Consider the following 25471-nt stretch of genomic DNA (forward strand, 5'->3'; position numbering starts at 1 on the left):
GATTTAGGCGCCCGCCGCGAATCAGGTTCCATGTACGACAGCGTTCTCGACGCCATCGGCTCGCCGCTGGTGCAAATCGAGTCGCCGGCGGGCGCGACCGTCGCAGCGAAAATCGAGTCGAAGAATCCGGGCGGGTCCGCGAAGGACCGCCCGGCGCTGGCGATGGTCGAAGCCGCCGAGGAAGCGGGCGAACTCGAACCCGGCGACACCATCGTCGAACCCACGAGCGGGAACACGGGCATCGGGTTGGCCGTCGTCGGCGCCGCCAAGGGCTACGACGTGCGAATCGTGATGCCGGCCTCGAAGTCGCCGGAGCGCCGACAGATTATGAAAGCGTACGGCGCCGAACTCGAACTCGTCGACGGCGAGATGAATGAGGCGAAGGCGCGAGCGGACGAATTCGAAGCGGAGGGGATGGTCCAGATGCACCAGTTCGAGAACCCCGCGAACCCGCAGGCTCACTACGAGACGACGGGCGCCGAGATTATAGAGCAGACCGACCGCCCCGTCGACGCGCTGGTCTGTGGCGTCGGCACCGGCGGTACCATCTCGGGGACGGGGCGACGGCTGACAGAGGAATATCCCGACCTCTCGGTCGTCGGCGTCCAGCCCGAATCCAACCAGTTCCTGACCGGGAATCCGGGCGAGAACGACTTCCAGGGGATGGGTCCGGAGTTCATCGCTGACAACGTCGACATGGACCTGCTCGACGACGTGGAGAACGTCACGCTCGCCGACGCCGAAGCGGAGTGTCGGCGCCTCGCTCGCGAGGAGGGCATCCTCGTCGGGCAGTCGAGCGGCGCGTCGAGTCTCGGCGCGAAACGCGTCGCGGAGCGCCTGACCGAGACGCTCGACGACCCGCTTGTCGTGACCGTCTTCTGGGACAGCGGCGAGCGCTACATGTCGACGGGGCTGTTCGACGACGAGTAGTTACGCGCCGCCGAATTCGGCTTCCGTCACGCGGACGACGAGCGTGTCGTCCACGTCGCGGAGGTCGTACTCCGGGATGGTGCCCTCGACGCGCGTGGCGTACATCGGCTCGACGAGGTCGTCGCCGTCGATGCCGTGGATGCGGAGATAGGCGTCGGTCGCCTCGGGGTCGCAGTCGCCGTCGCGAATCCGCTCCGCGAGGTCACGGGAGAGCCACTCCTCGGTCGAGACGCTCGGCTCGCGGACGAGCGCGTAGTCGGCGAAGCGGACCAGATACCAGTTCAGGTCGTTCAGGAGGGAGACGGCCGCGCCGAGGCTGACGGTGTCGACGGCCACAGAATTGGCGAACGGCTCGTGGAGGTCGTAGGTGGCGAGCGCCGCCCGCGCCGTCTCCCGCGAGAGGAGTTCGTACCGGAGGTCGACGGCGTCGTCACCGACGAGACACACCTGCGTCACGGGTACACAGTCGGCGCGGGGGCCTAAAGCGATTCGGGGTCGACGAGTCGCCGGTCGTCGACGGCGGCGGCCGCACGGTCGAGGAAGTCGTCCGGTTCGGCTGCTTCGACGGCCTCCAGCGTCGCGCCCGTCTCGGGGAAGGGCGGGTCGAGGCGTTCACAGCCGACGGGGACCGACGAGTCCTCGTGGGTCCCGATGGCCCGCGCCCGTTCGAGAACGTCGGGCTTGTCCCACGCGATTAGCGGGCGATGCACGGGCAGGTCGACCGCCGCGTCGGTCGCGGCGAGGTTGGCGGCCGTCTGACTCGACTTCTGTCCCAGCGCCTCACCCGTGACGATGCCGACGGCGCCCTCGCGTTCGGCGACGGTTTCGGCGATGCGGAGGAGCGCCCGCCGCCACGAGAGCATCCGCGTGTCGTTGACTGACTCGACCAGCGTCTCGGCGAGGGGGCCGCCGGGGACGACGTGTACCCGGAAGTCGAAGTTCGGCGCGTACGCGGCGAGGCGACCGACGGTGGCGACGGCCCGCGCCTCGTGGTCGGGGCCGCCGTAAACGCCGAGGTCGACGTACACGGGGACGATTGGCGCCCCGCGGCGCATCATCTCGTAGGCGGCGACGGGGGAGTCGTGCCCGCCGCTGACGAGGGCGACAAGGGGGTCCTGCGTGCCGAGGGGGAGGCCGCCCGGCCCCTCGTAGCTCGTCGCCGCGAGGTAGGCGTCGCCGTCGCGCACCTCGGCGTAGTAGGTTCGGTCGGGGGCGTCCAAATCGACGGTCGCGTCGGTGGCGTCGCCGACAGCGCTGCCCGCCTCGCGTTCGACATCGCGACTGGAGAAGTCGTGTTCGTCGGCTTCGCCGGCGCGGGTGGCGCGGACGGCGTAGGTGTCGACGGGTGAGGCGTCCCGGGCGAGAGCGGCGAGCGTCTCGCGGATGGCGTCGAGACGCGCGGGGCGGTGGACGACGGGGCGGGCCCAGACGACGCCCATCGCGTCGGCGGTGACCCGGGCGGCGCGGTCGGTGTCGGCGGGGTCGGCGGGGTGGACGACGATGCGGGCCCACTCTCGCTCGACCGTCGCGTCGACGCCGCGGGCGTCGAGGAGGGCGGCCACGTTGTCCCGGAGGCGGCGCGTCATCTTCCCGCGGACCTCGCGGCTCTTCGTGGCGAGTTCGCCGAAACTGGCGAGGACGGTCGTCGGGTGGGTGTCGGCCACGGTCACGAACCGTGTAGACCGCGGGCGTACTAGACTGGTTCGATTAGAAGGTGCGGATGTCGCCCTCGATGACGTCGCGGGTCACGTCCGTCACGGCGGCGAGTTCGCGGTCGACGATGGCCTCGACGTCGGCTTCGATGTCGGCGAGGGTGACGCTGTCGTCGGTGACGACGAAGCCGTCGGCGACGTGCGGGCGGTCGATAGGGCGGCCGATTTGGCTGAGGAGGCGCACGCGGAAATCGCGGATGCCGTCCACCTCTTCGACGACGGCCTCGGCGATGCGCGTGCTGAGCAGGTTGTAGATTTTGCCGATGTGGTTGACGGGGTTCTTACCGCTCGTGGCCTCCATGCTCATCGGTCGATTGGGGGTGATGAGGCCGTTCGCGCGGTTGCCGCGGCCGACGGAGCCGTCGTCGCCCTGTTCGGCGCTGGTGCCGGTCGTCGTCAGGTAGAGGCCGTCTTTCCCCTTGTCGGGATTGTCGGCGGTGTTGACCTCGACGCCGACCGTGCGGTCGGTCGAGGCTTCCGCGAGGTCCGTGACCGCTTCGCGGACGGACGCCACCGCGTCGTGGTAGTCGTCGGCGTCGTCGAGGTAGCGGTCGACCATCGCTGCCGCGACGGTGAGGTCGATGTGGTCGCCCTCGCGCTTGCCCATAATCTTCACGTCGGGGCCGAGTTCGGGGTGGTCCTCGGCGTAGGGGCCGTTGAGGTGTTCCTCGGCTTCGAGGACTATCTGTTCCGTCTCGGTCAGGGGGGCGTGTCCGACGCCGAAACTCGTGTCGTTGGCCATCGGGACGGCGGCGCCCTCCTCGCCGAAGACGGTCTGGAGGTCGCCGCTCCCCTCGCCGAGTCGGACGTCGACCACCACGTCGGTGCCGAAGTCCAGTTCCGGGACGGTTTCGGCGAGGTAGTCACGGGCGGCCGAGAGGGCCACCGAGTCGACGGGCAGGGTGTGTTCCGTGCCGTCCTCGTCCACGTAGTGTCGGGTCGCGCGCCCGACGATGAGGACGTGAATCGGTTCGACGACTTCGCCGCCACCGAAGGCGGGCGTGGCGCTCCCCGCAGCCAACTGCGTCTCGTCCGTGTTGTAGTGCAGTACCTTGTCGACACGGTCGAGATAGAGTTTCGAAAGGGCACGCGAGACGTTCTCAGCGATGCCGTCACAGAGAGAGTCGGGATGTCCGATTCCCTTCCGCTCGACGATTTCCACCTCTTGGTCCTCGACCGCACGGCGGTCGACGGACTCGATACGAATGTTCCGATCGCTCATCGACGGTACTTCGCGCCACCGGGTGCTATAACTTGCGGAAACCTTTCGACGCAGAAGTATTACTCAGAGGAATTTAATAGTAGTCCGAGGTACGACGTGCGAATCTGGTCGTCGGGGTCGAGATTCAGGTCACGGAGGCGGTCGATGGCCTCGTTGCGGACGGTCTCGACCGCGTCTTCGGGCACTTCGCGTTCGATTTCGACGAACTCACCGAGGTCGTCGATAGTGTCGAGCGTGACCGTGAACTCGTCGAGCGCGTAGCGCTCCCGCTCCTTTTCGACCACCGCGGCGGGCGAGAAGCCGAGCGCTTCGAAGATGTCGTCGAGTCGGTCGGCGTCGTCGACGCCCGTCTCTATCTCGCGGCGCGTCTTCGAAGCTTCCTCGACGAGCGGTCCCTTGTACGTGACGCGGGTCGTCGACTCGTCGTCGTGGGTCTCGCGGCGGATGCGGAGCGCCTCGTCTGTCGCCGCGAAGTTGCGGTGGGGGGCGTCGTAGTAGGTGTCGACTTGGACGACGGTTTCGACGGCGTCGGCTCCGAGCGCCGCGAGTCGGTCGCGGACCGCGTCGTGACTCGCTCGGACCTTCAACTCGACTTCGTACATACCCGGGGGTCGTTGGCGGGCGACAAAAGCCCCGCGACGAGCGCCCGACAGGAAACGTGATTCTTAAGGGTCGCACGGGAGTTGTAGCCAGTATGAGTGACGAACAGGCCGAATCGGTCGATTCCGACGCGGCCGATGACCCCGAGGAGACAGCGACGGAGACCGAACCCGAGGCCGCGGAGTCCGGCCTTCAGGACGGCGATTTCGTCCGTATCGACTACACCGTCCGCACGGTCGACGACGACACCGTGGTCGACACGACCTACGAGGACGTCGCGGAAGAAGCCGGTATCGACGACGAGGACCACGAGTTCAGTCCGCGCATCATCGTCGTCGGCGCCGGCCACGTCTTCGAAGACGTCAACGAGGACCTCATCGGGAAGGACGTCGGTGACACCGGCTCCGTCCACATCGACGCCGTCGACGCCTTCGGCGAGTTCGACCCCGACGACGTGCGCACCGTCAGCGCCAACAAGATCGACGAGGACGACCGTTACCCCGGCGCCCACGTCAACGTCGACGGCCAGCAGGGCCACGTCGAGACCATCATCGGCGGGCGCGCCCGCGTCGACTTCAACCACCCCCTCGCCGGCGAGGACCTCGAATACGAGTACGAAATCGTCGACGTCGTCGACGACCCCGAGGAACAGGCGCAGGGCCTGCTCGGCATGCACCTCGACCACGCGCCCGAGGTCTGGATCGAGACCGACGAGGTCGAAGAGGAGGTTCAGGTCGAAGTCGAGAGCGACGACGAGGACGCAGAGCCCGAGTACGAGACCGAGACCCAGACGGTCGAGAAAGAGACGCTGTACATCGAAGCCACGCCGCAGATGACGATGAACCAGCAGTGGCTCTTCCAGAAACAGCAGATCGCCCAACAGGTCATGGACCGACTCGGCCTCGACCGCGTCATCGTCCAGGAGACCATCGACGGCACGGGCGGCATGATGGGCGGCATGGGCGGTATGATGGGCGGTATGGGCGGCGCCGGCGGCGCTGACGTCGAGGAAGCCCTCGAAGACGTCGATGTCGACGCCGACGAAATCGTCGACGAACTCGAAGAAGACCTCGACGAGTAGTCGACATCAGCGCGTTCTTGTATCGGCCGACCGACGGTCGACCATGAATATCTCAGCGGACGTGGCGGCGGACCTCCGCGTCGCGGCGGTCGCGGCGGGCTGTACCGTCGCGCTCTCCCTCGTGCTTCGGTACGGACTCGGTATCGCCGCTAGCCCCCTCCTTCGTCTCTCGCCCATCGCCGTCTACTTCGGCTACCTGTTTCTGGGCAAGGGGTCGACCGGAAGCGCGTTCGAGAACCCGCGGCTCTGGATGGTGCTGACCGCCGTCGTGACGGTTGCGACCGGTGCCTACCTCGCGACGTAATCAGGCGATGTCGCGGCTGGTGTCGATGGTGACGCCGTCGGTGAGTTTGAGCTTGATCGTCTCTTCGAGCGAGCCACCGCCACGGAACTTCGGGACAGCCAGTCGGTTGACGATTTGAGACCCGTCGGTGTCGGTCTTGAGGTCGAACACCACGTCGGCCATGTGCTCGGTGAGCGCCCGATTCTCCGGTGCGTCGCGATGCATCGCGTGCAACACCGCTATCGACCCCGTGTTGACCATGTGGGTCTGGAGTTCGTTGAGGAACGCCCGGTATCGGGTGGGGTCGGCCTCTTCGAGGGGGTCGACCACGTCGACGAGCAAGTTCGAACTCTCGGGGAGGTCCTTGACGAGACGGGTGGCGTTGTCGATGGGCGGGTAGTCGCCCGCGTCGCGAATCGTCAGGCGGTCGAGGCCGCCGCTGTAGCGGTCGACGGCGTCGCGGACCGCCTGCTCGGAGCGGACCGTCGTCACGTACAGCGTCCCGCGCGTGGCGGCGATTTCATAGAGCAGGGATTCGGATTGGCTGGCCGGGTCGGCAGTCAGAAGCAAGATGCTCCCCGGCGGGATGCCGCCGTCGAGCTGCCGGTCGAGAACGGAGATACCCGTCGGAAGACGGTCAGCCATCATTCCTCATACGGACGGCATCATAATATGTCTTCGCCAAAGGAGGTTGCGAGCTGCCGATACGCCGCCCGAGCGGCCTCGTCGTCGAGAATCGGCGGTTCGGCGGACGGAACGGACGCCACGACCGGACAGCCGAGCAACTCGGTGACGGCCTCGGGCGACGCCCGCGTGCGCGTCAACACCACCCCGACTGGTGGCGCGTCGAGCGTGCGGGCCATGGCCGCCGTCTTCGCGGCGTCGCGAAGCGCGGGCGCACAGAGCGTGCTGACGAGAAGCGTCGCGTCGGCCCGGCGAAGCGGTGCCGCGGCGTCCGGGCCGGCGCCCGCCGGACAGTCGACGATGGCCCGCCGGTCGCTCCGGGCCAACCGGTCGAGCGACTGGTCGACTGCGTCGGCATCGCCGAGTCGCGGCGCCGGCAGGAGCGTGACGGCCGAGTCGTCGGGGTGTGGCTGGGCGACGGTCGGAACGTCGTGCTCGCGGACGGCGGCGAGCGTCGGCGTGCGGTCGACGCCCGCGAGCGCGTGCAGATCCGGCATGTCGGGATCGGCGTCCGCGGCGACGACCGGCGCGTCAAGCGCCGTCGACAGGCCGAGTACCGTCGTCGTCTTCCCCACGCCGCCCTTGCCACCGGCGATAGCGAGCATGGGGCGGGTGGCCGCCCGACCGGATAAGAAGCTAGTCGTGACAGCAGCCGCCGGCCTCGCCGCCGAAGTCGACCGCCAGCGGCTCGGAGATGGCGCGGTTGACGGCTTCGAGCTGGTTCTGGAGCGCCTCCTGTGCGTTCAGGTACTCCTCCATCACAGGCATGGTGTGGAGTTCGTTCTGGGCCTGCTGGAGTTTGCCGATGTCGGATTGGGTCGCCTCGCCCGTCTCGCGGGCGGCGACGAATTCGTCGCGGAGTCGCTCGACCTCTGCAATCTTCTCTTGGGCTTCGTCGTCGTTCTCGACGGCTGCCTTCGCCTCCTCGAATCGCTGGTACGCGGGCGTGTCGGCGATTTCCTCGCCGAGTTCGTGACCGAGGTCCTCGAGCTTCGAGACGTTCGTGCTCATGTCTCTCTCTCGTCGCGCCAGTCGCTTCAATTTGCCGCCTCGCTGGCCGGGGAAGCCGGATTTATCAGCCCCACTGCCGTGGCCCCTCGATATGGAAGCCGACACTCGAATCGGGGTCGACGTCGGCGGGACGTTCACGGACGTCGTCGTCGCCACCGAGTCGGGCCTCTCGATGCTGAAGGTGCCGTCGACGCCGGCCGCCCCGGACCGCGGCGTCCTCGACGGCCTCGACGCCGCGCGCGACACCACCGGCGTCGACCCGTCGGACGTGACCTTCTTCGGTCACGGAACCACCGTCGCCACCAACGCGCTCTTGGAACGCGAGTGGGCCGAGACGGCGCTCGTGACGACCGAGGGCTTTCGCGACGCGGTCGAAATCGGCCGCCAGACTCGACCGAGTCTCTACGACCTCAACGCGGAGAAACCGGCGCCAATCGTCGAACGCCACCGCCGACACGAGGTGCCAGAACGCCTCGACCGACGGGGCGAAGTCGTCACGCCATTCGACGAGTCGGCGGCCCGCGAGGTAGCGGAGCGGATTGCCGAGGGCGACGCCGAAAGCGTCGCCGTCGCCTTCCTCTTCGCGTTCGAGGACGACGCCCACGAGCGACGGATGCGCGACCTGCTGGTCGAGGCGGGCGTCGAGGGCGAGATATCGCTGTCGAGTGAGGTGCTCCCCGAGATTCGGGAGTACGAACGCACGCTCGCGACGGCCATCAACGCGGCGCTCAAGCCGGTGATGAACCGCTATCTCGGCCGACTGGAGGAGGGCGTCGCCGACGCTGGCGTGCCCGCGCCGGTGAAGGTGATGCAGTCGAACGGCGGCGTCGCTTCGGCGGCGGCCACGCGAGATCGCCCGGTGAACACGTTGCTCTCGGGGCCGGCAGCGGGCGTCCGGGGCGCCGCCCACGTCGCCGGCGCGGCGGGGTTCGACGACGTACTCACGATGGACATGGGCGGCACCTCGTGTGACGTGTCGCTGGTTCGGGACGGCGACCCCGTCGTCACGACGGAGGGGCAGGTGGGCGACTACCCCGTCACCGTCCCAATGGTCGACGTGCACACCATCGGTGCGGGCGGTGGCTCGGTCGCGTGGGTCGACGAAGGCGGGAGCCTCCGCGTCGGGCCGAAGTCCGCGGGCGCCGACCCCGGCCCGGTCTGTTACGGTCGGGGCGGGACGGAGCCGACAGTCACGGACGCCCACTGCCTCCTCGGGCGCATCGACCCCGACGCCTTCTTCGAGGGGAGCGCCGACGAGGCGGCGGTCCGCGACGCAGTGGCGGCGCAGGTGGCCGACCCCCTCGGCCTGAGCGTCGCGGAGGCGGCCCAGGGTATCGTCGACATCGCCAACGCGAACATGGAACGCGCTCTGCGGGTGGTGTCGGTCGAACGCGGCCACGACCCGCGGGACCTCTCCCTCGTCGCCTACGGCGGCGCGGGCCCGCTTCACGCCGCAGAACTCGCGGCCGAACTCGACGTGCCGCGGGTCGTCGTTCCGCAGACGGCGGGCGTCCTCTCCGCGCACGGCCTCCTCATCAGCGACGCCGTCTACGAGGAGGGCGTCTCCGCGGTCCGCCCGTGGAGTGAGGTCGACCCTGCCGACCTGACGGAACGCTTCGAGTCGATGGCAGCGGAAGGACGGGAGCGTCTGGCTGCGGAGGGGTATCCGCCCGACCGGCGGCGCTTCGAGCGCGCGGTCGACCTTCGGTACCGCGGCCAGTCCTTCGACCTTCGGGTGCCGGTGCCCGAGGGCCGACTCGACGCCGACGCGCTCTCGACCGTCGCCGACCGCTTCCACGAGCGCCACGAGCGACGGTACGGGCACGCCTCGCCGGACGAACCCGTCGAACTCGTGACGGTCCGCCTGCGCTCGCGGGGCGTCGTCGACCCCCCGGAGTTGGCGGTGACGGGAGACGGTGAGACAGAGCCCGACCCGGGGACGACGCGGACGGCGAGGTTCGACGGCGACGCAATCGAGACGCCGGTGTACGACCGCGGGACGCTCGCACCCGGTGCGACCCTCGACGGGCCGGCAGTCGTCGAGGGCGGCGAGACGACCGTCGTCGTGCCGCCAGCGGCGAGCGCACACGTCGACGACTGGGGGAACGTGGTGGTGGAGCCATGACGGCCGTCGACCCCGTGACGCTGGAGGTACTTCGCAACGCCTGCGTCGCCGTCGCCGAGGAGATGAACGCGACGCTCGTGCGGACGAGTTACTCGCCGAACATCAAGGACCGCAAGGACTGCTCGTGTGCGCTGTTCGACGTGGTGGACGACGGCGACGGGCCGGCCGCCGAGATGATAAGCCAGGCCGAGAACATCCCGGTCCACCTCGGGGCGATGCCCTACTCCGTCGCCGCGGCCATCGAGGCGTTCCCGCCGGAAGAACTGCACGCCGGCGACGCCATCCTCCTGAACGATCCCTTCCACGGCGGCGCCCACCTGCCAGACATGACGCTCGTGACGCCAGTCTTCGTCGACGGCGAGCTGGTCGCCGTCGCGGCCAACCGCGCCCACCACGCGGACGTGGGCGGGGGGCGCGCCGGCAGCGTCGCCGCCGACTCGACCGAAATCTATCAGGAGGGGCTTCGCGTGCCGCCCGTGAAACTGTACGAGGGCGGCGACCCCGTCGAGGACGTGTTCGACCTCCTCCTGACGAACGTGCGGACGCCCGACGAGCGCCGGGGCGACTTCCGCGCCCAGCGAGCGGCCAACCAGACGGCGGTCCGTCGCATCCGGGATATCGTCTCACGTCACGGCCTCGAGACGGTCCGCGCGGCGACGGACGAAATCAAAGAGTACGGCGAGCGACGGATGCGCGCCGAAATCGACGCGCTCCCCGACGGCACCGTCACCTTCGAGGACTGCCTCGACGACGACGGGCAGGGGACCGAGAACGTGCGCATCGCCGTCGCGGTGACCGTCGATGGCGACGAGCTCGTCGTGGATTTCGAGGGGACGAGCGAGCAGGTTCGGGGCGCCGTCAACGCGCCACTGGCCGTCACGGCGAGTGCGACGTACTACGCGGTGCGCTGTGTGACCGACCCCGACGTGCCGCCGAACGCGGGGACGTATCGCCCCGTCGAGATTCGGGCGCCGGCGGGCACCGTCGTCAACGCGACGCCGCCCGCTGCCGTCGTCGGCGGCAACCTCGAAGTCTCTCAGCGCGTGACGGACGCGTTACTGGGCGCGTTCGGCGAGGAGGCCCCGGAGCGCTCCGTCGCCGCCGCGCAGGGGACGATGAACAGCGTCACCTTCGGCGGGACGGACCGCGACGGCGAGACGTTCGCCTTCTACGAGACCATCGGCGGCGGCTACGGCGGCCGAGCAAGTGGGGACGGGATGGACGGCGTCCACGCTCACATGAGCAACACGCTCAACACGCCCGCGGAGGTGCTCGAAACCACCTATCCCGTCCGGGTCCGAGCGTACGCGTTCCGCGAGGACTCCGGCGGCGATGGCGAGTTCCGGGGCGGCCTCGGCCTGCGTCGAGATATCGAGGCCCTCGTCGACGACGTGGCGTTCAGCCTCCTCGCCGACCGGCGGCGCCACTCGCCGTACGGCCTCGCGGGTGGGGGCGACGGCGCTCCGGGCGAGGACTACCTGCAGAAGGCTTCTGGCGAGACCGAGCGCATCCTGGCCAAATCGACACACGACCTCGACGCCGGGGACGTGGTGAGCGTGCGGACGCCCGGCGGCGGCGGGTACGGCGACCCGGCGGACCGCGACCCCGAGGCGGTGGCGCGAGACTATCGGCTGGGCGTCGTGTCCGCGGAAACGGTTCGAACGGCGTACGGGCTGGACCCGGCGGAGTTCGACGCCGCAGGGTCGGAGTGAACTCAGTGCGGGAAGTCGGTCCAACTGGTGTCGACGCCCGGTAGCCCGCGGACGCGGAGTTCGCGGTCGCCGTCGGTCTCTCGAAGCTCGATAACGACATCGAAAATCGAGGTGACGACGTTGACGAACTGTTCGTCGTGTGTGCTGGGGTCGAGCGTGAAGACGCCGAGATAGCCGGCCGCGCTCGTCCGACGAGAGAGGACGTGCATGAACGAGAACGTGCGCTCGCTATCGACGTACTGGAGGAGCGTCGAGATGGAGAGAAACCCCAGTCGAAGGCGGTCCGGCGTCCCCATCTGCTCGACCGCTTGGGTGAACGCGACGCCCATGCCGGTGAGGTCGGCGGGCGAGTTGACGCGGTGAATCGCGGGGTCGTCGTCGCCCGGCGCGCCCGTGGCGTCGACGACGCGGACGGCGTCGGGGGCGAACGAGACTCCGCGGTCGCCGAGCTGCGTCTGGATGCGCTGGGCGGGGTCGTCCGTCGTCATCACGACGACAGGGTCCATCGCGTCGGAGTCGGGGGCGAGCAAGTCGAAGACGAGCTGTCGCTTCCCGGACATTGACGGGCCGGACACCAGCACGTTCAAGCCAGGGTCGAGTTCGTCGACGCCGGCCGGGAGGGCGTCGGAAACCGGGTAGGGACCGGGCTGGGCGTCGCCGTCAGCCATCGCGCGGCCCCCGTAGCGCCGCCGCTGATACCTGCCGGTCGTCAGCCCCCCGAACAGTCCCACCCTCTGTCCAATTCATGTTCGGCACCTACCACTCTAGGCGGGACGCGCACAATTAAACCCTCTTGCCACCAGGGAGGTCGGAACGGGCATGCGGTGGCGTCAGCCGAGCTCCTCCGTAACGAGTTCGGCCGCACGGCTGACAGCACCGATAGAGGAGAGGTGGCCGGCGCCAACGGAGGCTTTCATCGCGCGCGCCGCCGCGCCAGTGAACACCTTCGGGCCGACGGTGGCCACGGCGTCGTCGCCGACGGACGCAATCCATCCCGGCGCGTCGAACCGGAAGGGGTCGAGTCGTGGCTCGAAGCCGTCGGCGTCGGCCAGCGACGCGCGCACGAGACGGTCGATGTTCGTCGCAGCGACGCGTGCCTCGCGGATGGCGGCGGCGGCGCTCGCGGGGACGGCCTCGCCGTCGGCGTCGACGACGCGGGCTGCGTCGCCGACGGCAAAGGTGTGGTCGTCGAGACGGAGGTCACGCCGGACGACCGGCCGGTCGCCGTCGGTGGCGTCCGGGCCGCGGATGCCGCCGGTCCACACGAAGACGTCGTAGGGTATCGTCTCGTCGCCGAGTTCGACGGCCTCTGCCGTGGCGCCGCTGACGCTCGTGCCCGTGCGGACGGTGACCCCGGCGGCGTCGAGAGCGTCGCGGACGGCCGTCTGGAACGCCTCGGGGAAGGCCGGCGCGACCGTCGGTTGCTGTTCGAGCAACGTCACGTCGAGGGCGGCGTCCTCGTCGTCGGCAAGGGCCGCGAGTTCGCCGGCGACCTGGACGCCCGAGAGGCCGGCGCCACCGACGACTGCCCGGCCGTCGGCGTCACAGGCGTCGAGGGCCGCGTCGCGGACGGCGCGAGCGTGGTCGAGGCGCTTGAGCGGCAGTCCGTGTTCGGCGACGCCCGGCAGGTCGTAGAAGGCGGTTTCGGCGCCGAGACAGACCGCGGCGTAGTCGTAGTCGATGGCGTCTCCACCGGCGAGGTGGACCCGTCGTTCGTCGCGGTCCAGTCGCTCGACGCGAGCGGTTCGAATCGTCGCGCGGTCCAGTACTTCGTCGAGGGGGACGGTGATGGCGTCGGCGACGGACGGGTATCGGACGACGCGGTGGAGTTCGTGCTGGACGAGGTGGCTGTCGGATTCGTCGACAATGACGATGTCGGCCGTCTCGGGGAGGCGGCGTTCGAGGCGACGAGCGAGCGTGAGGCCGGCATATCCGGCACCGAGGACGACAACGCGCATACTGGACGCTTGGACCGCAGGGCAAAGAAGGGTCGGAGCGGGGTTTATGTGCGGCCGGCGTCAGGACCGAACTAATGGCTATCGACGGCTTCGTCTGCTGGACGGCGCACGCAGTCGACGACTCGGCGGAGTTGCGGCGCGTCCTTGACGCCCAGTTGCCGGCGGGGAGCCGCGCCGTCGCCGACGCACAGAGCGCGGGACTGCTGGAGGGGACGCGACTCCGCGCGCCGGGACTGGCTGCGGCCCACGAGTTCGCCGAACAGAGCGGCCTCCCGATGTCGGGACCGACCGACGCCATCGCCGACTTCACGGCGCTGCTCGACGGACTCGACACGGCGGCCGAAGAGGGACGACGGTTCGAACCCGACGCCATTCCCGAGGGGTTCGAGTCGATTACGCCCTCGATAGACCGCTACGACCGCTCGTATCACACGGTCAACGTCGCCAAGGAGTACCCCTCGGGGGCAACGGTCGAACTCAACTACCGCTCGCGGGACCCGAGTCACGGCGAGGAGCGAAAGCCGAACGTCTCCAACGGCATCCTGTGGCTCCGCGGGACGGACGCCGCCTACGAACACCACACCGAGTGGGAAGAGCGTTAGAAGAGCGCGTCGCTCTCGGGGCGCACCTCGGCGGGGCCGCCGACCTCCCACACCTCGGTTTCGACGCCGCAGTCGGCGACGGCGGATTCGACGCGGTCGACGTACTCCTCGGTCGTGTTGACGTAGACGCTGGCGCCGGTGTCGGTCGAGAAGTAGACGGGCACGTCCTCCTTGCGGAGCGCGCGGACGGCGTTGAACACGGCGAGCGTGCGTGGCTGCCAGTACACCCAGCCCGCGGGCCCGGTCATCGTCGTCGCGGCGAGGGAGAGCGAGTCGTGTTCGGCGAGTTCGAACGTCCGCTGGAAGTCGCCCGCGCGGAGCGCGTCACGCATCTCGGCAATCTGTTCGTGGATGTGGGCGAGGCGTGCCTGGAACATGTGGCTGTCCGCGGCCTCCTCGTGGGCCTGTTCCGTCTCCTTGTAGGACGGGACGAGGCCGGCAACGATGCGCAGGTCGTCTTCGAGGTCCGTCTCGATGCGCTCGGAGCGACAGTCCTCGTCGTTGAGGCCGGTGTAGAGCTGCGAGAACGCGCCGGTGACGGCGCGGGCGGCCGAGGAGGAGCCACGGCGAGCGACGGTCGAGATTTCGGGGCGCGTCATGTCGAGGTCGGCGGCGGCACAGAGCGCCATCGCCGCGGCGGCGAAGCCAGACGACGAGGAGCCGAAGCCAACGTTCGACTGGAAGGAGTTCTCACTCTCCAGGCGGACGGGGTCGTCGATGTCGGCGAGGGTTCGGACGTGGTCGACGACGGCGTCGATTCGCTCGGCGCCGCGCCCCTCGACGGAGTCGCCGTCGACGACGTAGACGTCCTCGTCGGTCGCGCCGAACTCGACGGTGGTGGTCGTGCGACTGGGTGCCGTACAGACGCTGATGCTGTCGTGATACGGGAGCCGAAGCTCCGGGTCGCGCATCCCGTGGTACTTCACCAACCCCTGAATTGGGTGGGCCGTCGCGGTCGCTTTCATGCCTGAACGGGCGTCGGACGGGCGGATAAACGTCCCGGAACGGGCGAGCGGGCAGCCGAGATTATAAATCGCCCCAGTCCCAGCGAGAGGTATGTCACACGTCTCGCGCCGGCAGTTGCTCGCGGCGATGGGCGCCGTCGGCGGTGCCGCGCTCGCGGGCTGTTCGACCGACGGCGAGACGACGGCGACGCAAATGGGAACGACGACAGCGACGCCGACAGCCACGGCGACAGCGACGCCACGGGCCGCCCCCGACGAGACGATTGGATTCGCCGCGATGCTGGAGCGAACCCCGACACATCCCGAGATGGCAGACGAGTCGTACGTCTGGGCGCGCTACCTGAACTCCGCGGGCGTGTTCGCGAGCGTCGAGGACGAGAACATCGAGAGCCGCCTCCGCAACGGATGGCTCGGCGCGGGGCCGCCGAAGTACGCCGACAGCGACGCCTTCGAACTCGTCCACGTCCAACCGGGCGGCCTCTCGAACGTGACGTTCGGGCGCGGGGACTACGACGCAACCGCGGCGGTCGAGGGGATGGTCGGCGACGGGTGGGGACAGGAGGGCACTGTGGACGGGTACGACCTACTCACGGGCGGTGGCTACGGGGCGGCAGTCGGCGACCGGCAGTGGATTATCGTGAGCGACCCGGCGCTGACGCTGGTCGAGCAACTGGTGGCGGCGACCGAGACCGACCCGCTCGTCGACCACCTCGACGCCGTCGACCGGGAGGCGGTGTCCCGAGCTGCACAGGAGTCGGGGAACTACCGCGTCGTCCAGCGGTCGGTGCCGGGCGACTACGCGGCGGGCATCGCGGTCGATTACGGCGCGTATCGCTACCCGGTCGGCGTGTTGCAGTACGGGACGAACCGCGAGTCGCCGTCGTGGGAGCGTGTCGAGCGTCGCTTCCGGACGCAGATTGCGGGCGAGCTCCGCGCGACGGATTTCGGCGAGGACTTCGGCTGACGGCGTCGCGACGCGGGCCGGCCGACCGTTTAAATATCCCGTCGCCGTACACGTGTAGTATGACGACCTCCGAGAGCGGAGAGGCCAGCGACGACCAGGGCGTCGACGCCGCGGAGGAAGCAGAGCGGACCTACGCGGTCGTACTCGACCACCTGCCCCACGGGCGGCCGGGCGACGACCGCCCCCAGTACAAGAAGTCGCCGCTGGCGTACGCACTCGGGGAGTCGGAGTTCCGACTGCTCGAACTCACCCTCGACGACGACGCAGACGTGAGCATCGGTGACCGAATCGTCCTCGCGCCCGACTCGGAGCGCGAGGCGGTCACGCGCATCCGCGAAGTCGAGTACGACGACCTCTCGAACGCCGCCAACTCGGAACTCGAATACGGCGTCGAGGAGATCGTCGACCGCCACGAACGGCGGTTCGTGGACTACTACAACGACGCACAGCCCATCACCCTCCGACTCCACCAGCTCAACCTCCTGCCGGGCATCGGGAAGAAACTCCGCAACGACGTGCTGGACGAACGCAAGCGCCAGCCCTTCGAGAGTTTCGAGGAACTCGAGGAGCGCATCGCGGGGCTCCACGACCCGAAGGGCGTCCTCGTCGAGCGGATTCTCGAAGAACTGCGGGACGAGGACCTGAAGTACCGGACGTTCGTCGAGTGACGGCACGCGCCGCGCGGCCCCGGAAAACGGGAAATTTACCCCGACTCGCTCGCTATCGAGGACGATGACAGGGACGCGTTCACCGGAAGGGTTACTCGAACGGGCGGGGGTCCGCGGCAACCCCGACCGCGATCAGCACTTTCTGATCGACGAGCGCGTTCTCGACCGAGTCCCGGGGTACCTCCCCGAGGACGCAGACCGGAGCCACGTCCTCGAAATCGGCGGGGGGACGGGCGCACTCACCGACCGACTGCTGGCTGCGAGCGAGCGAGTGACGGTCATCGAACGCGACCCCGACCTCGCCGCGTTCCTCCGCGAGGAGTTCGCAGCCGAAATCGACGCCGACCGGTTGACGGTCGTCCACGGCGACGCACTCGAAGTCGATTTGCCCGACGACGCGACGGCGAGTGTCTCGAACCTCCCGTATGGCGTCTCCAGCGAGATTACGTTCCGACTTCTGCCGCTCGGGATTCCGACCGTCCTGATGTTTCAGAAGGAGTTCGCGGAGCGCATGGCCGCCGAGTCGGGCACGAGCGAGTACGGACGGCTGTCGGTGAGCGCCCAGCATTACGCGGCGGTCGAGGTAGTCGAACCCGTGCCGCCGACGGCGTTCTCGCCGCCGCCGGCCGTCGACAGCGCCGTCGTCCGCACGACGCCGCGCGACCCCGATTACGAAGTCGACGACGAGGACTTCTTCCTGCGGTTCGTGAAGGCCGTCTTCACCCAGCGCCGGAAGACGGTCCGTAACGCGATTCGAAACACGGCCCACATCTCGGGACTGGACACCCCGGACGCCGTCGTCGACGCGGCGCCGGAGGCCCTCCTCTCGAAGCGAGCGGGCGATTTGGCGCCCGACGACTTCGCCGAACTGGCGAGTCTCGCGGCCGAACACGGCGTGGAGGGCGGGAATGGCTGACCCGCTGGCGGTCGCGGACGCGACGACGCTGACACGGCTGGTCGCGACACTCGTCGTCGTGGGCGTCGTCGTCGGGATTCGGATCGCCGCACGGCGCTGGCGGCGTCGCCACGAATCGGGCGCCGGGCGCTCGATAGCGAACCTTGCCGTGTCGGGCGGCGTGACGCTGACGACCGCGGCGGGCATCGTCGGCATCGTCCTCCTGTGGGACCTGGTCGGCCCGCTCCAGCGGTCGTATCAGAGTCTCGGACTCCAGGACATGGCGGGACGGGTGTTGCTCGCGGTGGTCATCCTCGCGACGACCTACGCCCTGACGGGATTCGTGGGGCACATCATCGGCGAGTTCACGGGCAAGCGCTCCAGCATCAGCGAACACCAGCGAGAGATTATCTATCGGCTCACGCAGGTCGGCCTCTACACGCTCGCCTTGCTGGTCGTTATCGGCCTGTTCACGCGTGACCTGGGCAGCCTGCTCGTCGGGGCGGGCTTTCTCGGAATCGTCGTCGGGATGGCGGCACGCCAGACGCTTGGCGCCATCCTCGCGGGCTTCGTCCTCATGTTCTCGCGTCCCTTCGAAATCGGTGACTGGGTGGAAATCGGTGAGCGGGAGGGCATCGTCACCGATATCACCATCTTCACCACACGAATCCAGACCTTCGACGGCGAGTACGTGATGCTCCCGAACGACGAGGTGAGCGGGCAGCCGATAATCAACCGGACGCGCAAGGGCCGCCTCCGCATCGAAGTCGAGGTCGGCATCGACTACGACGACGACCCCGAGGAGGCGGCGGCACTCGCACGCGAGACGGTCAAGGAGTTGGACGAGGTGTTGCAGGTGCCGACGCCGCAGGTCGTCGGCAAGCGCTTCGGCGACTCCGCCATCGTCCTCGGGGTTCGGGTCTGGATAGACAACCCCAGCGCCCGCCGGATGTGGCGCGCGCGGACGGCGGTCATCGAGGCCGTCACCGACGCCTACGACGAGGCCGGCATCAAGATTCCGTTCCCCCAGCGCGAACTCATGGGCCGGACGGAGGAGGGCGGCTTCGCCGTCGCCGACGGCAGGCGGGACGCACCCGCCGGAGGCGACGGTGACTGACGAGGATACCCGCGAGGACCTCGCGGACCGCCGCGGACTGGAGCGAGACGTGTACCAACCGGCCGAGGACTCGCGCCTCCTCGCCGAAGCGGCGGTCGAACACGCCCGCGGGCGGACGCTGGAGGTGGGGACTGGCTCGGGGTGGGTCGCGGAACAGATTTCCCGAGAGACGGACGCGACGGTGGTCGCGAGCGACTACAACCTCGAAGCCTGCCGACAGGCCCGCGAGCGCGGCCTGGCGGTCGTTCGCGCCGACCTCGTGGCGCCGTTTCGCGATGCGGCGCTCGACACTGTCGCGTTCAACCCACCCTATCTCCCCACCGACCCCGACAACGAGTGGGACGACCGGATGGAGCGCGCACTGTCTGGCGGCGAGTCTGGGCGCGCAGTCATCAATCCCTTCCTCGATACAGTCGGCCGCGTCCTCAGCGCGGACGGCATCGTCCTCTTACTGGTGAGTAGCCTCACCGGCTTCGACGACGTGGTCGCCCGCGCGGAGTCGAACGGCTTCGCCGTTTCGACGGTCCGACAGGAGTCATATCCCTTCGAGACGCTGTCGATTCTGTGTCTCGAATAACTGTAGGGAATAATTTGGTTTAGCAAATATTAAGCGACGGCATTACGAACGCTGACGTGATGACCGATTTAATCGCCACGACGCCGGGGCTCTATCCGCTTCCCGACTGGGCGAAAGACGAACTTTCGGAGCTGAAAGGGCATCAGAAGGGCGACCTCATCAGCGGCGACGAGGGGCCGGAAATCGTCGACGCGTACCAGCGCGCTCGGAACGACGTCGTCGACGCACAGACCGACGCCGGACTCGACCGCGTCGTCGAGGGGCAGCTCCGCTGGGACGACATGCTCGCCCATCCGCTGACGGTTCACGACAACGTCGAGACGGGCGGCATCGTCCGGTATTACGACAACAACAACTTCTATCGCGACCCGCAGGTGCAGGACGAACTCACGGCGTCCGGCGACGTGGCGGCCGAACTCGAATCGGTCGACGCCGGCCCGCAACAAGCGGTCCTGCCGGGTCCGTACTCGCTTTCCGACCTCGCGACCGACGAGCACTACGGCGACGAGGCGGAATTCCTCGACGCCATCGCCGACTACCTCGCCGGCGAAATCGACGCGTTCCCGAGCCACGAGACGCTCTTCCTGCTCGAACCGTCGCTCGTCGAGAACGCGCCGGACGACGACACGCAGGAGCTCGCGAGCGAGGCCATCGACCGCGTGGCCGACGCCACCGACGCCGACGTGGTCGTCCACACCTACTGGGGCGCCATCCCGGAGAAGACGTACGCGTACCTGATGGACGCGGACGTCGATGCCATCGGCTTCGACTTCGTGACTGACGCCGACGAGTCGCTCTACAACATCAACGAGTACGGCACCAAGAATCAAATCGCAATGGGCGTCGTCGACGGCCAGAACACGCTGGTCGAGTCGCCGGAGACGATTCGTGACCGTGCCGACTGGGTCCTGGAGAACGCCCACGAGGAGTTCGACCAGGCCTACCTCACCGCCAACACCGAACTGTTCTATCTGCCGGTGAACAAGTTCGAGGACAAACTGCAGGCACTCGGTGACGCCGCTACGCTCGCGGAGGTGGACGCATGAACACCCGCGAGCAGTTCCGGCCCGAGGACCACGCTAACGACCACTTCCTGCTCACCTCCATCGTCGGCTCCTACCCCAAGCCCAAGTGGCTCAACCGGGTGTCCGACCTCGCAGAGGACGACGACTCGAAGTTCACCGAGGAGCAGCTCCACGAGGCCCACGACGACGCCTGTCGCGTCATCGTGGACGAACACGAACGCATGGGACTGGACACCGTCTGCGACGGCGAGATGCGCCGCAACGAGATGGTCGAGTTCTTCGCCGACCGCATCGGCGGCTACGAGTTCAACGGCCCCGTGAAGGTCTGGGGACACAACTACTTCGACAAGCCCTCCGTCGTCAACGACGTGCAGTACGACGAGTCGTGGCTCGTCGACGAGTTCGAGTTCACGCGCGACGCCGCGAGCAAGCCGGTCAAGGTGCCCATCACCGGCCCCTACACGCTCGCCTCGTGGTCGTTCAACGAAGCCTACGAGGACGACGCCGAACTCTCCTACGCGCTCGCCGACCTCGTCAACGAGGAAATCGAGGCGCTGGTCGACGCCGGCGCCCGGTACATCCAAATCGACGAACCCGCCCTCGCGACGACGCCCGACGACCACGCCATCGTCGGCGAATGTCTGGAGCGCATCGTCGCCGACATCCCCGACGAGGTCCGCATCGGCCTCCACGTCTGTTACGGCGACTACTCCCGCATCTACCCCGAACTCCTCGAATACCCCATCGACGAGTTCGACCTCGAACTCTGTAACGGCGACTACGAACAGATCGACGTGTTCACCGACCCCGAGTTCACGACCGACCTCGCTCTCGGCGTCGTCGACGTGCACACCACGGAAGTCGAATCCGTCGAGGAGATCAAGGCAAACATCAAGCAGGGCTTCAAGGTCGTGCCCCCGGAGAACCTGACTGTCAGCCCGGACTGCGGCGTGAAACTCCTGCCCCGCGAAGTCGCGTACCAGAAGATAGAGAACATGGTCACGGCGACCCGCGAAATCGAAGCCGAACTCGACGCCGGCGAAATCGACATCGACCCCGAGATTCGCGCGGACTGACCGCGCCGGCGGCTCTCGACGGTATTTTTTCGACAATCGAATGCGACAGTCGCGACTCAGCGTCGCGGCGGGTCAATAAAAGAAACGGGCGGCGTTACTCGTAGAGCCAGGTTTCGTCGACCGTCTCGTAGTCGACGAGTTCGTCCTCGTCGAAGAAGAGGTCGATCTCTCGCTCGTTCGCGCCGTCGTCGGCGTGGTCGGAGCCGTGGATGACGTTCCGACCGAGGTCGAGTCCGAAGTCACCGCGGATGGTGCCGGGGTCGGACTCGGCGGGGTCGGTCTCGCCCATCATGCGGCGGACCTGCCGCGTCGCGTCCTGTCCCTCCCAGACCATCGCCATGACGGGCCCGGAGGTGATGAAGTCGACGAGCCCCTCGAAGAAGGGTTTGCCCTCGTGCTCACCGTAGTGTTCGTGTGCGAGGTCCTCGGAAATCTGCATGAACTTCGCGCCGACGAGCTTCAGGCCGCGGTCCTCGAAGCGAGAGATAATCTCCCCGATGAGGCCGCGCTGAACGCCGTCGGGCTTGACCATCACGAAGGTGCGCTCGGTGTCGCTCATTCCTCGCTCTGGCCGCCGGAGGCCTGCCCTTCCTGAGTCCACTCGAGGTCGCGGGGCTCGCGACCGAGGAAGTAGTTCTTCTCGGCCTTCGAGTCCTTGAAGTGGAGGATGGAGCCGTCTTTCTTGACGTACATCGTTCCCGTTCCCGGTTCGATCTCTTCACCCGAGTAGTCGCAGGTGCGTGTGTCGACCATTACTGTCCTCCGATGGAGTCGGCGTCTCGCTGTGTCTCGCGCAGCTGGAGCACGTCGCCCTCGCGGACGGGGCCCAGTACGTTGCGCGTGATGATTCGCCCCTGATTCGAGCCCTCCTGAATTCGGCATTTGACCTGCATGGCCTCACCATGCATGCCGGTTTTGCCGACGATCTCGATGACCTCTGCCGGCATCGAGTCGCTGGCACTCTCTTCGGCGCTCATAGTGGCTTACCGGAGGTCCTCGACCTTGGTGGCGATGTCTTCGACCTGTTCGTCCGCGTCGCCCGCGTCGACGATGGCTGCCGCGGCACTCCCGACTTCGAGGCCGGCGGCGTGACCAACGTCATCCTGCGTCTCGACGAAGACGTAGGGGATGCCCTTCTCGTCTGCGAGTTCGGGAAGGTGCATCACGATTTCTTCGGGCTGGACGTCTTCCGCGATGACGACGAGGTCGGCGTTACCGCGCTCGACCGCCTTGGTCGTCTCGTTGGTTCCTTTCTTGACGCTGCCTGTGTCTCGCGCTACTTCGAGCGCCTCGATAGCGCTCTCGGCGAGATCCGCCGGGACATCGAAATTGACGTAAACTGACATGATTGTACCCCCCGCCCGTGGGCTCGCACACCTCACCAGAGTGCGAGCGAGCGTCGGCCGGTCCGACGCCACTCAGAGTCCCTGATGGCGAGGCGCATCATCAACCCCGGGCAGGCTGTACGCATCATTAGCCAGGGCCACCATAAAAGCGCTTTCAAAGCCGCCACAGCGTGTGAGCAGGACACACGCCGCGCGGAGGGCAAGGCCCTTGGTCGCCGCCTGGGTACGCCGAGTATGGACCGTGCCGAACTCGTCGATGCGCTCGTGGCCGAGGCCGAGCGTGCGAACGAGCGACGACTGCTCGTGCTCGCCGGCGACCGAGACAGCGGGTTCGACGCCGCTCGCGACGCCCTCGCCGCGCTGGACGACCCCGACGCGACGACGGTCAGCACGCGCGAGGACGCCGACTACCACCCCGAACACGTCGCGGAGCTCCTCGGCACGACCCGGGACGCCGTCGTCCTCGACTGCCACGAAGACTTCTCGGCCAACCGTCTGGGGCGCGTCGTCGGCGCCGTCGACGGCGGCGGCCTACTCATTCTCTTGACACCGACGCTCGACGACTGGCCCGACTGCCCCGGCGACGAGCGACTCGCCGTCCCGCCGTTCACCGTCGACGAGGTGACCGGCCACTTCCGGCGCCGACTGGTCGAGACGCTGCGGACGCATCCCGGCGTCGCCGTTGTCGACGTGGACACAGGGGCCGTCGAGCGCGACGGCCTGACCGACCCGATACCGCCCCAGACCTGCGCGGTGGCGCGAACGCCGCCCGACGGAGCGGCGTTCCCCGACGCGGCCTACGCCGCCTGCCGCACCGGCGACCAAGTCGACGCCGTGGGTGCGTTGGAACGGCTCGGCGAGGCGGGCAACGCCGTCGTCGTCGAGGCCGACCGCGGCCGGGGGAAATCCGCCGCCGCCGGCCTCGCCGCCGGCAGTCTCGCCGCCGACGGAAAGGATATCCTCGTCACCGCGCCCACCTACCGCAACGCCGCCGAGGTGTTCGACCGGGCCGCGGCCCTCCTCTCGACGCTCGACGCACTCGACGCGCGCGACGACCACACACTCACCGCGACCGGTGGCGGGCGAGTCCGATATCTCGACCCCGCGGCCGCGATAGACCTACCCGATGACCCGGACGCCGTCGTCGTCGACGAAGCCGCCGCGTTGCCCGTGCGTCGGCTGACCTCCTTCCTCGACGCGCCGGCCGTCGCCTTCGTCACCACCGTCCACGGCTACGAGGGCACGGGCCGCGGCTTCGACGTGCGCTTTCGGGAGCGCCTCGCCGAACACGGCCACGACGTGACCGAGGTTCTCCTCGACGAACCCATCCGCTACGCCGGGGGCGACCCCGTGGAGGTGTGGGCGTTCCGCGCGCTCTTGCTCGACGCCCGCCCCGCCGTCGACCAACTCGTCGCGGACGCGACGCCCGACGACGCGACGTATCGGGTGCTCGACGCGGCCGACCTCACCGCCGACGAACACCTGCTTCGCGAGGCGTTCGGCCTCCTCGTCCTCGCACACTACCGGACCGAACCCGACGACCTGCACCGCCTGCTCGACGCGCCGAATCTGGACTGTCGGGCGCTCTCGGTCGACGGCCACGTGGTCTCCGTCGCCCTCCTCGCCCGCGAGGGCGGCCTCTCGCCCTCGCTCCGGGAGTCGATGTACGAGGGCCAACGCGTCCGGGGCAACATGCTCCCGGACGTGCTGACGAGCCAGTTGCGCGACCTACACGCCGGCGCCCCCGTCGGCTACCGCGTGCTCCGCATCGCCACCCATCACGCGGTCCGGTCGTCTGGCTTCGGCTCTCGACTCCTCGCCAACTGCCACAAGGAGTTCGCCAGCGAGGTGGACTGGTTCGGCGTCGGCTTCGGCGCGACGCCGCAGCTCGTCCGCTTCTGGGAGCGGAACGACTACCACACCGTCCACTGTTCGACGACGCGCAACGCCACGAGCGGCGAGTATTCGGCGGTCATGCTCCGCCCGACGAGCCCCGACGGCCAGTCGCTCCACGACCGGCACGCCCGCCGGTTCTGCGCCCGGATGCGCGACGGTCTCTCGGACGCGCTCGACGACCTCGTGCCCGACGTGGCGCGGGCGGTGTTGCGAGCGACCGCGCACGAACCGATTCCAGACCTGACCGCACACGAGTGGCGCGTCGTCGCCGCCGCGGCGTACGGCCCCGGCCTCTACGACGCCGCGCCCGGCGCGTTCCGGGAGTTGGCGCTCGCGAGCCTCGTCGACCCACTCGACGCCCACAGCCCCGACGAGGCGCGCCTCCTCGTCGCCAAAGCGCTGCAAGCCCACGACTGGGAGACGGTGGCCGATGACCTCGACTACGTCTCGACGCGCCAGTGCATGCGGGCGTTCGGCGAGGCGAGCAAGCCGGCCATCGAGCGGTACGGTAGCGGTGCCGCAGAAGAAGAGCGTCGCCGATACGACTGATTCATACGGATTAGTGTAACTGTTTGCCGGTGGGTCGCCGAGACGGGCGGGCGACCCACCGGCCTTACAATAAAGCGTATCAGACGCGGTTCTCGCGGCTGCCGTCGACGTCGATGGCGTCGACGGGACAGACGTCGACACAGAGCATGCAGTCGATACACTGGTCCTCGTGAGTCGGGTGGGCCTTGATGTCGCTCTCGGGGTGGCCCGGCGTGTCGACCCACTCGAAGACGTCGACAGGGCAGTCTTCGAGGCAGGCGCCGTCAGCGAGACAGATGTCGAAATCGACCGCGACGTGGGTGCCGTGGATGCCGCGCTTCTCCGGGGGTTCGACGGGCCCCCAAACGGCGACGCCGTCGTTCTCGTCGACTTTCTCTCGGGTTCGTTCGAAGTTCGGGTCGATGGCCATACACGTCGCTCGGGGGTCGAGACGGATAACAGTAGTTGATGGCCGCGTGCCGCGAGCGTCGATA

29 protein-coding genes are annotated in these 25471 nt (G+C 68.3%); 14 read left to right on the forward strand and 15 right to left on the reverse strand.

Going from position 1 to position 25471, the window contains the following annotated elements; translation table 11 throughout:
- Nucleotides 1-30 precede the first annotated feature (30 nt).
- Nucleotides 31-930, forward strand: a complete 900-nt coding sequence (locus BLU18_RS03680) for a PLP-dependent cysteine synthase family protein (protein ID WP_092631628.1) — start codon at nt 31-33, stop codon at nt 928-930.
- On the opposite strand, the gene BLU18_RS03685 is transcribed toward BLU18_RS03680, so the two are convergent.
- From BLU18_RS03685 to cyaB, 4 genes are read right to left on the reverse strand one after another with little or no spacing between them, the layout of a single operon-like run.
- Nucleotides 931-1386, reverse strand: a complete 456-nt coding sequence (locus BLU18_RS03685) for a DUF5804 family protein (protein WP_092631631.1) — start codon at nt 1384-1386, stop codon at nt 931-933.
- 23 nt (nt 1387-1409) lie between these two features.
- A complete protein-coding gene (locus BLU18_RS03690) occupies nt 1410-2600 on the reverse strand; it encodes a tRNA sulfurtransferase (protein WP_245697873.1) in 1191 nt (396 codons plus the stop codon).
- A gap of 37 nt (nt 2601-2637) precedes the next feature.
- Nucleotides 2638-3864 carry a methionine adenosyltransferase gene (locus tag BLU18_RS03695; RefSeq protein ID WP_092631634.1) on the reverse strand — a complete coding sequence of 409 codons (1227 nt, stop codon included), beginning with the start codon at nt 3862-3864 and terminating at the stop codon, nt 2638-2640.
- Nucleotides 3865-3923: 59 nt separating this feature from the next.
- The gene (gene cyaB / locus BLU18_RS03700) at nt 3924-4466 is read right to left on the reverse strand and encodes a class IV adenylate cyclase (protein ID WP_092631637.1); all 543 of its coding nucleotides are present in this window, start codon (nt 4464-4466) and stop codon (nt 3924-3926) included.
- A gap of 92 nt (nt 4467-4558) precedes the next feature.
- Here cyaB and BLU18_RS03705 point away from each other — a divergent pair, with 92 nt between their 5' ends.
- Both BLU18_RS03705 and BLU18_RS03710 read left to right on the forward strand, forming a co-directional pair.
- Nucleotides 4559-5545: an FKBP-type peptidyl-prolyl cis-trans isomerase gene (locus tag BLU18_RS03705; protein ID WP_092631640.1), complete on the forward strand. Its 987-nt coding sequence runs from the start codon at nt 4559-4561 to the stop codon at nt 5543-5545.
- A 43-nt stretch (nt 5546-5588) separates the two neighbouring features.
- A complete protein-coding gene (locus tag BLU18_RS03710; protein ID WP_092631643.1) occupies nt 5589-5849 on the forward strand; it encodes a DUF8049 family protein in 261 nt (86 codons plus the stop codon).
- Here the strand turns inward: BLU18_RS03710 and BLU18_RS03715 are convergent, their stop codons facing one another.
- Genes BLU18_RS03715 through BLU18_RS03725 form a run of 3 tightly spaced genes read right to left on the reverse strand, consistent with a single transcriptional unit; the run spans nt 5850 to nt 7523 of the window.
- Nucleotides 5850-6473 (reverse strand): RAD55 family ATPase, encoded by a 624-nt coding sequence (locus BLU18_RS03715; RefSeq protein ID WP_092631646.1) that lies wholly within the window; start codon nt 6471-6473, stop codon nt 5850-5852.
- Between the two features lie 20 nt (nt 6474-6493).
- Nucleotides 6494-7117 (reverse strand): MinD/ParA family ATP-binding protein, encoded by a 624-nt coding sequence (locus BLU18_RS03720; RefSeq protein WP_092631649.1) that lies wholly within the window; start codon nt 7115-7117, stop codon nt 6494-6496.
- Between the two features lie 31 nt (nt 7118-7148).
- On the reverse strand, nt 7149-7523 hold the full coding sequence (locus tag BLU18_RS03725) for a YlbF/YmcA family competence regulator (protein ID WP_092631652.1): 375 nt from the start codon (nt 7521-7523) through the stop codon (nt 7149-7151).
- Between the two features lie 91 nt (nt 7524-7614).
- Between BLU18_RS03725 and BLU18_RS03730 the strand changes: the two genes are divergently transcribed.
- Nucleotides 7615-9648 carry a hydantoinase/oxoprolinase family protein gene (locus BLU18_RS03730; RefSeq protein WP_092631655.1) on the forward strand — a complete coding sequence of 678 codons (2034 nt, stop codon included), beginning with the start codon at nt 7615-7617 and terminating at the stop codon, nt 9646-9648.
- Entirely contained in the window at nt 9645-11360 is a 1716-nt protein-coding gene (locus tag BLU18_RS03735) for a hydantoinase B/oxoprolinase family protein (protein WP_092631658.1), read from the forward strand. The genes BLU18_RS03730 and BLU18_RS03735 overlap by 4 nt, the downstream gene beginning before the upstream one ends.
- Nucleotides 11361-11362: 2 nt before the next feature.
- Here the strand turns inward: BLU18_RS03735 and BLU18_RS03740 are convergent, their stop codons facing one another.
- Both BLU18_RS03740 and BLU18_RS03745 read right to left on the reverse strand, forming a co-directional pair.
- The gene (locus tag BLU18_RS03740; protein ID WP_092631661.1) at nt 11363-12028 is read right to left on the reverse strand and encodes an RAD55 family ATPase; all 666 of its coding nucleotides are present in this window, start codon (nt 12026-12028) and stop codon (nt 11363-11365) included.
- A gap of 162 nt (nt 12029-12190) precedes the next feature.
- Nucleotides 12191-13318 carry an NAD(P)/FAD-dependent oxidoreductase gene (locus tag BLU18_RS03745; RefSeq protein WP_092631665.1) on the reverse strand — a complete coding sequence of 376 codons (1128 nt, stop codon included), beginning with the start codon at nt 13316-13318 and terminating at the stop codon, nt 12191-12193.
- A 74-nt stretch (nt 13319-13392) separates the two neighbouring features.
- Here BLU18_RS03745 and BLU18_RS03750 point away from each other — a divergent pair, with 74 nt between their 5' ends.
- On the forward strand, nt 13393-13920 hold the full coding sequence (locus tag BLU18_RS03750) for a hypothetical protein (protein ID WP_092631668.1): 528 nt from the start codon (nt 13393-13395) through the stop codon (nt 13918-13920).
- On the opposite strand, the gene mvaD is transcribed toward BLU18_RS03750, so the two are convergent.
- Nucleotides 13917-14885, reverse strand: coding sequence for a phosphomevalonate decarboxylase MvaD (mvaD, locus tag BLU18_RS03755; RefSeq protein ID WP_092631671.1), 969 nt, complete (start codon nt 14883-14885; stop codon nt 13917-13919). The two genes, BLU18_RS03750 and mvaD, sit on opposite strands and share 4 nt — an antisense overlap.
- Before the next feature lie 91 nt (nt 14886-14976).
- Here mvaD and BLU18_RS03760 point away from each other — a divergent pair, with 91 nt between their 5' ends.
- The 7 genes from BLU18_RS03760 (at nt 14977) to BLU18_RS03790 (ending at nt 21207) form a co-directional block, all read left to right on the forward strand.
- Nucleotides 14977-15849 carry a hypothetical protein gene (locus tag BLU18_RS03760; protein ID WP_092631674.1) on the forward strand — a complete coding sequence of 291 codons (873 nt, stop codon included), beginning with the start codon at nt 14977-14979 and terminating at the stop codon, nt 15847-15849.
- Nucleotides 15850-15908: 59 nt separating this feature from the next.
- A complete protein-coding gene (locus tag BLU18_RS03765; protein ID WP_092631677.1) occupies nt 15909-16517 on the forward strand; it encodes a DUF655 domain-containing protein in 609 nt (202 codons plus the stop codon).
- 64 nt (nt 16518-16581) lie between these two features.
- The gene (locus BLU18_RS03770; RefSeq protein WP_092631681.1) at nt 16582-17433 is read left to right on the forward strand and encodes a 16S ribosomal RNA methyltransferase A; all 852 of its coding nucleotides are present in this window, start codon (nt 16582-16584) and stop codon (nt 17431-17433) included.
- Entirely contained in the window at nt 17426-18529 is a 1104-nt protein-coding gene (locus tag BLU18_RS03775) for a mechanosensitive ion channel family protein (protein WP_092631684.1), read from the forward strand. Before BLU18_RS03770 ends, BLU18_RS03775 begins: the two co-directional genes overlap by 8 nt.
- Nucleotides 18522-19106: a HemK2/MTQ2 family protein methyltransferase gene (locus BLU18_RS03780; protein WP_092631688.1), complete on the forward strand. Its 585-nt coding sequence runs from the start codon at nt 18522-18524 to the stop codon at nt 19104-19106. Before BLU18_RS03775 ends, BLU18_RS03780 begins: the two co-directional genes overlap by 8 nt.
- Nucleotides 19107-19165: 59 nt before the next feature.
- Nucleotides 19166-20152, forward strand: coding sequence for a 5-methyltetrahydropteroyltriglutamate--homocysteine methyltransferase (locus BLU18_RS03785; protein ID WP_092631691.1), 987 nt, complete (start codon nt 19166-19168; stop codon nt 20150-20152).
- Nucleotides 20149-21207: a methionine synthase gene (locus BLU18_RS03790; RefSeq protein ID WP_092631694.1), complete on the forward strand. Its 1059-nt coding sequence runs from the start codon at nt 20149-20151 to the stop codon at nt 21205-21207. The genes BLU18_RS03785 and BLU18_RS03790 overlap by 4 nt, the downstream gene beginning before the upstream one ends.
- A gap of 94 nt (nt 21208-21301) precedes the next feature.
- Here the strand turns inward: BLU18_RS03790 and ndk are convergent, their stop codons facing one another.
- Genes ndk through rpl7ae form a run of 4 tightly spaced genes read right to left on the reverse strand, consistent with a single transcriptional unit; the run spans nt 21302 to nt 22553 of the window.
- The gene (gene ndk, locus BLU18_RS03795; RefSeq protein WP_092631699.1) at nt 21302-21766 is read right to left on the reverse strand and encodes a nucleoside-diphosphate kinase; all 465 of its coding nucleotides are present in this window, start codon (nt 21764-21766) and stop codon (nt 21302-21304) included.
- Complete coding sequence (locus BLU18_RS03800) at nt 21763-21960, reverse strand: 50S ribosomal protein L24e (RefSeq protein WP_092631702.1); 198 nt, start codon at nt 21958-21960, stop codon at nt 21763-21765. The genes ndk and BLU18_RS03800 overlap by 4 nt, the downstream gene beginning before the upstream one ends.
- Nucleotides 21960-22184 (reverse strand): 30S ribosomal protein S28e, encoded by a 225-nt coding sequence (locus BLU18_RS03805; protein ID WP_049936843.1) that lies wholly within the window; start codon nt 22182-22184, stop codon nt 21960-21962. Before BLU18_RS03805 ends, BLU18_RS03800 begins: the two co-directional genes overlap by 1 nt.
- Nucleotides 22185-22190: 6 nt before the next feature.
- Complete coding sequence (gene rpl7ae, locus BLU18_RS03810) at nt 22191-22553, reverse strand: 50S ribosomal protein L7Ae (RefSeq protein WP_092631706.1); 363 nt, start codon at nt 22551-22553, stop codon at nt 22191-22193.
- Nucleotides 22554-22787: 234 nt separating this feature from the next.
- Between rpl7ae and tmcA the strand changes: the two genes are divergently transcribed.
- Nucleotides 22788-24998 (forward strand): tRNA(Met) cytidine acetyltransferase TmcA, encoded by a 2211-nt coding sequence (gene tmcA, locus BLU18_RS03815; RefSeq protein WP_092631709.1) that lies wholly within the window; start codon nt 22788-22790, stop codon nt 24996-24998.
- Nucleotides 24999-25077: 79 nt separating this feature from the next.
- Here tmcA and BLU18_RS03820 read toward each other — a convergent pair whose 3' ends face one another.
- Entirely contained in the window at nt 25078-25407 is a 330-nt protein-coding gene (locus tag BLU18_RS03820) for a 4Fe-4S dicluster domain-containing protein (RefSeq protein ID WP_092631713.1), read from the reverse strand.
- Nucleotides 25408-25471 lie beyond the last annotated feature (64 nt).

The organism is Haloplanus vescus, assembly GCF_900107665.1.
Lineage (GTDB): Archaea > Halobacteriota > Halobacteria > Halobacteriales > Haloferacaceae > Haloplanus > Haloplanus vescus.

Excerpts from the sequence above, each read along its gene's own strand:
- cyaB (WP_092631637.1), bottom strand. The coding sequence starts at position 4,466 with ATGTACGAAGTCGAGTTGAAGGTCCGAGCGAGTCACGACGCGGTCCGC.
- BLU18_RS03705 (WP_092631640.1), top strand. The coding sequence starts at position 4,559 with ATGAGTGACGAACAGGCCGAATCGGTCGATTCCGACGCGGCCGATGAC.
- mvaD (WP_092631671.1), bottom strand. The coding sequence starts at position 14,885 with ATGAAAGCGACCGCGACGGCCCACCCAATTCAGGGGTTGGTGAAGTAC.
- BLU18_RS03710 (WP_092631643.1), top strand. The coding sequence starts at position 5,589 with ATGAATATCTCAGCGGACGTGGCGGCGGACCTCCGCGTCGCGGCGGTC.
- BLU18_RS03695 (WP_092631634.1), bottom strand. The coding sequence starts at position 3,864 with ATGAGCGATCGGAACATTCGTATCGAGTCCGTCGACCGCCGTGCGGTC.
- ndk (WP_092631699.1), bottom strand. The coding sequence starts at position 21,766 with ATGAGCGACACCGAGCGCACCTTCGTGATGGTCAAGCCCGACGGCGTT.
- rpl7ae (WP_092631706.1), bottom strand. The coding sequence starts at position 22,553 with ATGTCAGTTTACGTCAATTTCGATGTCCCGGCGGATCTCGCCGAGAGC.
- BLU18_RS03770 (WP_092631681.1), top strand. The coding sequence starts at position 16,582 with ATGACAGGGACGCGTTCACCGGAAGGGTTACTCGAACGGGCGGGGGTC.
- BLU18_RS03730 (WP_092631655.1), top strand. The coding sequence starts at position 7,615 with ATGGAAGCCGACACTCGAATCGGGGTCGACGTCGGCGGGACGTTCACG.
- BLU18_RS03740 (WP_092631661.1), bottom strand. The coding sequence starts at position 12,028 with ATGGCTGACGGCGACGCCCAGCCCGGTCCCTACCCGGTTTCCGACGCC.
- BLU18_RS03750 (WP_092631668.1), top strand. The coding sequence starts at position 13,393 with ATGGCTATCGACGGCTTCGTCTGCTGGACGGCGCACGCAGTCGACGAC.
- BLU18_RS03820 (WP_092631713.1), bottom strand. The coding sequence starts at position 25,407 with ATGGCCATCGACCCGAACTTCGAACGAACCCGAGAGAAAGTCGACGAG.
- BLU18_RS03725 (WP_092631652.1), bottom strand. The coding sequence starts at position 7,523 with ATGAGCACGAACGTCTCGAAGCTCGAGGACCTCGGTCACGAACTCGGC.
- BLU18_RS03800 (WP_092631702.1), bottom strand. The coding sequence starts at position 21,960 with ATGGTCGACACACGCACCTGCGACTACTCGGGTGAAGAGATCGAACCG.
- BLU18_RS03735 (WP_092631658.1), top strand. The coding sequence starts at position 9,645 with ATGACGGCCGTCGACCCCGTGACGCTGGAGGTACTTCGCAACGCCTGC.
- BLU18_RS03805 (WP_049936843.1), bottom strand. The coding sequence starts at position 22,184 with ATGAGCGCCGAAGAGAGTGCCAGCGACTCGATGCCGGCAGAGGTCATC.
- BLU18_RS03680 (WP_092631628.1), top strand. The coding sequence starts at position 31 with ATGTACGACAGCGTTCTCGACGCCATCGGCTCGCCGCTGGTGCAAATC.
- BLU18_RS03775 (WP_092631684.1), top strand. The coding sequence starts at position 17,426 with ATGGCTGACCCGCTGGCGGTCGCGGACGCGACGACGCTGACACGGCTG.
- BLU18_RS03720 (WP_092631649.1), bottom strand. The coding sequence starts at position 7,117 with ATGCTCGCTATCGCCGGTGGCAAGGGCGGCGTGGGGAAGACGACGACG.
- BLU18_RS03790 (WP_092631694.1), top strand. The coding sequence starts at position 20,149 with ATGAACACCCGCGAGCAGTTCCGGCCCGAGGACCACGCTAACGACCAC.
- BLU18_RS03715 (WP_092631646.1), bottom strand. The coding sequence starts at position 6,473 with ATGGCTGACCGTCTTCCGACGGGTATCTCCGTTCTCGACCGGCAGCTC.
- BLU18_RS03745 (WP_092631665.1), bottom strand. The coding sequence starts at position 13,318 with ATGCGCGTTGTCGTCCTCGGTGCCGGATATGCCGGCCTCACGCTCGCT.
- BLU18_RS03760 (WP_092631674.1), top strand. The coding sequence starts at position 14,977 with ATGTCACACGTCTCGCGCCGGCAGTTGCTCGCGGCGATGGGCGCCGTC.
- tmcA (WP_092631709.1), top strand. The coding sequence starts at position 22,788 with ATGGACCGTGCCGAACTCGTCGATGCGCTCGTGGCCGAGGCCGAGCGT.
- BLU18_RS03765 (WP_092631677.1), top strand. The coding sequence starts at position 15,909 with ATGACGACCTCCGAGAGCGGAGAGGCCAGCGACGACCAGGGCGTCGAC.
- BLU18_RS03785 (WP_092631691.1), top strand. The coding sequence starts at position 19,166 with ATGACCGATTTAATCGCCACGACGCCGGGGCTCTATCCGCTTCCCGAC.